The 1,212-nt window shown below is 45.9% G+C and carries 1 protein-coding gene; it reads left to right on the plus strand.

The features are described 5' to 3' along the window. On the plus strand, nt 1-1,212 hold a 1,212-nt coding region (locus tag HNS40_RS22380; protein WP_172284932.1), incomplete at both ends, for a PKD domain-containing protein.

Consider the following 1,212-nt stretch of genomic DNA (forward strand, 5'->3'; position numbering starts at 1 on the left):
AGGTCAACCTGGCCGACCTGGCCAATATCTGCGAAAATGAAAGCCCCATCACCCTAAACGGTGGCACTCCTTTTGGCGGAACATATAGCGGAACGGGTATTAGCGCCGGAAGCTTTAATCCAGCCACTGCCGGCGTAGGAAATCACAGCATCACCTATACTTGGTCCGATGGCACTTGCGGCGGAGACGATAGCAAAACCATCACCGTTTTGGCTGCTCCCTCTGTCACTTTCAATGTGGCCGATAATGAGTTTTGCCTTAATGATGCAGCCTTTAACATGAGCGCAGGAAGTCCAAGTGGAGGAGTCTATAGCGGATTTGGAATCAGCGGGAATCAGTTTAGCCCAGCTTCGGCAGGAGCAGGAAGCCATAGTATCACTTACGAGTTTACCAATGCCCAAGGCTGTAGCGATACTAAAAATCAAGATTTCATCGTCTTCGATTTACCCAATGTTCAGCTCAGCAACTTCCCCAATTTTTGTGAGGATGATGCTGTTTTCACCCTTGTCCAAGGAAGCCCTATCGGAGGAGTCTATAGTGGAACAGGTGTCACAGGAAATCAATTCGACCCTCAGATTGGAGCAGGGACTTATCCCATCAATTACTATTATCAAGATGCCCATGGCTGCGACGACCAAGTCCAGAAAGACATTCAGGTATTGCCTTTGCCGCAAGCCCCTATCACCGCCATTGCCGATATCAATTCCTATTGCGATAACCAAGCTCCCGACTCTATTCTGCTCACCGCTACAGGAATAGAAACAGCCTACTTTTGGTACGAAAATCATTTGAGCAATCCTTCTTTTAGTCAAAAGAAAAGTCTAAAAATAGCCGCTCCCCTAGTTTCTACTTCTTATTTAGTGAGAGGAGAAAACAGCTGTGGAGAAAGTAGCTATCTCCAAATAGATATAGAGGTAAAGCCAGCTCCTGTGGCCAACTTTATGAGCTCTGGAAACGATTGCCAATTCACCAATTTCTTTTTCACCGATGCCTCCACCATTGCCAGCCAAAGCATCAGCCAATGGACTTGGGATTTTGGGGATGGTGCTTCAAGTAATGAAACTAACCCTAGTCATATTTATAATGATTACGGAAGTCATGATATTCAATTAATTGTGGAGAGCAATCAAGCTTGTAGAGACACTGCTTTGCAAAGCATAATGGTACATCCCAAACCTCAAGCTGCCTTTGATGCGCCCATGGTTTGTTTTG

The sequence above is a fragment of the Lentimicrobium sp. S6 genome (assembly GCF_013166635.1).
Lineage (GTDB): Bacteria > Bacteroidota > Bacteroidia > Bacteroidales > UBA12170 > UBA12170.